Here is a 4,659-nt window from a genome sequence, read left to right as displayed (position 1 = left end):
CATACAACCAGTCAGCACGCGTTCTCGCCAGCGCAGAGGTTGATAACGCCACAAACTCCTGATTAGAGCGTAACTGCTGCAGCGAGCGCTTTACCGCATTGGTGGTTAAATCACTGACCAGGCAGCGTTGCGTCTGTTTTAACTTATCACCCTTAATGCCGCTAAAGTGGATCACCTCATCCACCAGCAGCTGCCCTTCGCGATCCGGATCGCCGACATGCACTAACTGATCCGCCTGCTTAATCAGCTTTTTTAAAATAGTAAGCTGTTTGCTGGTACGCGGGGTCGATTTCAGTTTCCAGTTTTGCGGAATAATCGGCAGATGTTCAAATTTCCACTTTTTATATTGAGGATCGTAAGCTTCAGGATCAACCTGAGTTAACAGATGTCCGATACACCAACTGACCACATCGCCATTACCCAGATGAATACAACCATCCGCTTTGCGATGAGGTTTCGGCAGCGCATCGGCAATTGCACGCGCAAGGCTGGGTTTTTCAGCAATATAAAGTTTCATTAGACACCACTTAAACTGTTTTTCCATACAGTAGTGCATTGTATTTACTATTTCAAGCGATTAGTCTCAATAGTCAGGGTCGACAGCTTTACTAAATCAATGCATAACACTTTCTTTTTGATAATAATTTTCAATTAGCTACGCACTAAAATATAGCGTCAGCTTGTCTATGCGCACCATGATGATCAATTATTTCTAGTTAATAACCCATCTGAAATAAAATTACCTTTATTTTCAATACATTAAGAACTGGCTTAATTGTTGCAATTTTTGTAAGTGTTTTAATATTTTATTCACACTTGCTTTATACAATGGTTAACGAATATTGCCGGCAACTAACAAAAAATAATAAAAGCAGAGATACCGGCAAATTAAGCGCCTCGGAAGTGTTTACAGGGCATTGCATAAAGCAATTAGCAGATTGTAATTTTTACAGATAACTAAATATTGCTATAAATAGCAAAAAACAGACAGGAAAGCTTTATGAACATTGAACTAGAGCCGTTTTTTCAGCCGATAATTAATGTCAAAAATGGACTGATCGCCTATAACGAAGTGCTTGCCAGGAAAAAGAATATTGACGGACATTATATTTCAGCAGGCGCAATTTTTTCATCGCCTGTTTTATCAATCGATAAAAGTATCGAGTTAGATAATCAGGTCAGAAACAAAGCATTTAAAAAATATAGAGATTATACGGGTGATGCACAATTAACGATTAATATTTCTCCAGCCTGGTTTAGCAAGCATGCGCGTAACTTAAAACAGAAAAACCATAAAGTGCCCACATTAAGCATGCTCAGAGATTGCGGCATAGATCCGAGTCGTATTGTTATTGAATTAACCGAATACGATGGTAACAAAGAGCTGATCCAGCATTTTGTTGGTTATTATCGGGAAATGGGAATGAAGGTGGCAATCGATGATTTCGGTGCCGGTTTCTCACAAATAGATCGTTTACTCGAGATAGAGCCGGATATCATCAAACTGGATATGAACCTCTTCCAGCGTTCTTTAGTGAGCAGTTATACGATGGATTTTATTGAGGTTATCGCCAGTTTTGCGAAAAAAAGAGGAACCGAACTGGTATTTGAAGGGATAGAAACCCCTGACCAGTTTGATATTGCGGTAAGCTCCGGCGCAGACTTTGTGCAAGGCTATCTATTTTCGCAAGCCACAGCTGAATTCTATCAGGACAATATTTTTGTTAATGATATAAACAGATTGAAGTTTCCAAAAATTGCAATCTGATTGCTCCTTTATTATTTATCAATATTGAAGCGGCAAATTAATTTGCCGTTTCAATATGCAAACAAAAAACAGTGATGCTGTTTAACGCCACAGCCCTTCATGCCAGTAACCAGTAAAGGGACTATAATCACAACAAATAGCTTTGACTAATAAGCTGCGGATCGATAGATTTAATATTCTTAAATGTCGCCTTGCTTCTGGAGAATAGCAGATGAAAAAACAAACTCGGATTTTATTAATTGGCACATTACTGTTCTCAATTTTTGCGTGCAACGAAGCCAAAGTCGAGCATCAGCCTGCACAAGAAAAAAAACAAACAGCAAGTGATAGCAGTGCAGATGACAATAAAAATAACTGGGATGAAGCGAAAGAGTCAACCGACCAAGCCTGGCAACAAAGCAAAAAAGCGGGTAAAGAAATTTGGGATGCAAGCAAAGAAAGCAGCAAAGATATTTGGCAAGAAGGCAAAGAAACCTCTACTGAGTTATGGGATACCAGCAAAGAAGGCTCTAAAGAGATTTGGGATGACAGCAAAGAAGCCAGTGGTGACGTTTGGGATGATGTAAAAGAGAAAAGTAATGAAGTGTGGGAAGAAAGTAACAAAGCACTGGAAGAACTGTTAGACAGCAGCAAACAGGAGAAAGAAACAGAAGCCGCAGAAGATGAAATTTAAACACTAAATATTAACCAAGCGCACTCAATACCGCTTAAGTTAACAATTTTTGTTTTGATACGCACAAAAAAACATCAAACAAACCAGAACGTTAAAAGAAGGGTTGACAGTTTCGAAGCGATAACGCAAAATCACTTCGCTTTCAACAGCAAAGAAAATAACGCTCGCTTAACTCAGTTGGTAGAGTGCCGCCATGACATGGCGTAGGTCACTGGTTCGAGTCCAGTAGCGAGCACCATTTTCTTGTCCTGTAACGTCTATTAACATCCATAAAACCTTTTCAAAAGACCTAAAAACAACACTTTAAGAGATCTCTTAGTCTATTAGCATCTATTGACGTCTTGTAAAATCTACGTTCTGAAGTAAGCTTTGAAGTAATCATTTCAATAACGGGTTTTAAAAGATTACTTCATGGCAATAAAAGTTAAGCCTTTAACGGCTACGCAGGTACTTCAAGCTAAACCAAAAGACAGAGATTATAATCTAGGTGATGGTGATGGCTTATCTTTAAAAGTTACGCCTTTAGGTTCAAAGTTGTGGCGCTTTTCTTATTATCGCCCTGTCAGTAGGAAAAGAGCGCATTTAGCTTTAGGTAAATATCCCTCGGTATCTTTAGCTAAAGCTAGAACTAAAGCGATTGAAGCCAGAGAACTGCTTGCTGATGGCATAGATCCAAAAGAGCACAGAGATAACACATTAATAGCTCAACAAGTGGAATTAACCAATACCCTGCAAGCTGTATTTGAAGATTGGTTTGCCGTTAAACAAACCAGTATTAAAGAGCTCACAGCGAAAAAATTAAAACAACGCTTAGATAAATACTTGTTAACTCACCTTGGTAAATTTCCTCTAAGTGAAATCACCGCACCACAAGCTATCCAAATCCTCCAGCCAGTTGCTAACCAAGGTAAACTTGAAACTGTTGGCAGGCTTTGCCGTAATTTTAATGAAATAATGACATTTGCAGTTAATACAGGAATTATCGAGCACAACAAACTTGCAGGTATAGGTAAAGCGTTTGCTACAGCTAAAGTAACTAACCAAGCTTCTTTAAAGCCTGAAGAGCTGCCAGAGTTAATGAATGCGCTTAACTATGCAAGTATCAAACTAATTACACGCTGTTTAATAGAATGGCAATTACACACCATGACGCGCCCTTCTGAGACTGCAGGTGCACGCTGGGATGAGATAGAGAAAGAAAAACAGCTTTGGAATATTCCCGCGGACCGTATGAAAAAAGGAAGAGCGCATACTGTGCCCCTAACAGCGCAGACATTAGCACTGTTAGAGACCATTGATTCAATTACTGGCGACTGTGAATATATCTTCCCTGCAGACAAAACAAATAAAAAACACATTAACAAAGAGACAGCGAATAAAGCGCTACAACGAATGGGCTTTAAAGGACGTCAAACCTCGCATGGGTTACGTGCACTAGCAAGTACCACCTTAAACGAACAAGGGTTTGATGTAGACGTAATTGAAGCAGCTCTTTCACACGTAGACAAAGATAAAGTAAGAAGTGCTTACAATCGCACTGATTACCTTGAACGACGTAAAACGGTAATGAGCTGGTGGAGTGACCATATAGATGAAGCTTCTAGAGGCTCAAATTCGATTACAGGATTAAAAACACTTAAAATAGCGAACTAACGACCGCTACGAATGATAATCAGTACAGCTATGTCGTAATGTTAATATTTAGCTTATCTAAAGGGTTATGATCCAATAGCCCTTTCCGTTTTGCATGCTCCATTATTTCATGAAAATAAAGATGGTTTCTAAGTAGCACTTGCATATCACCATTTTTCTTGATCGGTTCTAATACTTCCATAACCAACTTAAGACTTATGTCCTTAACTGAGCAAGTTGCCACAAACGGTAAAATGAAATTCTCTAATGAATTCTTTATCGTTTTTCCCCCTAACGGCTTGCTCTCTCTCGATTTAACTTTAAGCCATTCGTCAACTACGTTTTCAAATAGATATTTATTTACTTCACTTTCATCCGTTTTCTTATCATCTCTATATTTTTTAGGGTCAATATTGTTAGCGAGCTGCAAGTTAAACTCATCTCTTACGGCCCTTGCTTGCGCAAGAGAAACTTTAGGGTAAATACCTAGCCCAAGGTTTGTTCTTTTTTTAGTGAATGGGTGAAAGTAGTTATATTTCCAAGATTTTGTTCCTGTTGGCTTAACAAACAAGTAAAGCCCATTGCC

At 38.9% G+C, this 4,659-nt stretch carries 5 protein-coding genes and 1 tRNA gene; 4 read left to right on the top strand and 2 right to left on the bottom strand.

The window, feature by feature from the left end; genetic code table 11:
* The coding region (locus AC4GME_RS17405) for a toprim domain-containing protein (protein WP_490379897.1) at nt 1-517 on the bottom strand (517 nt) is incomplete at its 3' end.
* A gap of 456 nt (nt 518-973) precedes the next feature.
* Between AC4GME_RS17405 and AC4GME_RS17400 the strand changes: the two genes are divergently transcribed.
* The 4 genes from AC4GME_RS17400 to AC4GME_RS17385 all read left to right on the top strand — a co-directional run bounded on the left by AC4GME_RS17400 (nt 974) and on the right by AC4GME_RS17385 (nt 4,094).
* Nucleotides 974-1,768, top strand: coding sequence for an EAL domain-containing protein (locus tag AC4GME_RS17400; protein ID WP_490379898.1), 795 nt, complete (start codon nt 974-976; stop codon nt 1,766-1,768).
* Nucleotides 1,769-1,979: 211 nt separating this feature from the next.
* Nucleotides 1,980-2,441 carry a hypothetical protein gene (locus AC4GME_RS17395; RefSeq protein ID WP_490379896.1) on the top strand — a complete coding sequence of 154 codons (462 nt, stop codon included), beginning with the start codon at nt 1,980-1,982 and terminating at the stop codon, nt 2,439-2,441.
* 162 nt (nt 2,442-2,603) lie between these two features.
* Nucleotides 2,604-2,679: transfer RNA gene (locus tag AC4GME_RS17390), tRNA-Val, on the top strand.
* Between the two features lie 173 nt (nt 2,680-2,852).
* The gene (locus tag AC4GME_RS17385) at nt 2,853-4,094 is read left to right on the top strand and encodes an integrase domain-containing protein (protein ID WP_490379895.1); all 1,242 of its coding nucleotides are present in this window, start codon (nt 2,853-2,855) and stop codon (nt 4,092-4,094) included.
* Nucleotides 4,095-4,122: 28 nt separating this feature from the next.
* Here the strand turns inward: AC4GME_RS17385 and AC4GME_RS17380 are convergent.
* On the bottom strand, nt 4,123-4,659 hold a 537-nt coding region (locus tag AC4GME_RS17380; protein WP_490379894.1), incomplete at its 5' end, for a tyrosine-type recombinase/integrase.

Source organism: Psychromonas sp., from assembly GCF_983033635.1.
Note: the sequence above shows the minus strand (reverse complement) of the source record. Positions and strands in the feature narration are given on the sequence as shown.

Coding starts and splice junctions, on each gene's coding strand:
- AC4GME_RS17395 (WP_490379896.1), top strand. CDS start 1,980: ATGAAAAAACAAACTCGGATTTTATTAATTGGCACATTACTGTTCTCA.
- AC4GME_RS17385 (WP_490379895.1), top strand. CDS start 2,853: ATGGCAATAAAAGTTAAGCCTTTAACGGCTACGCAGGTACTTCAAGCT.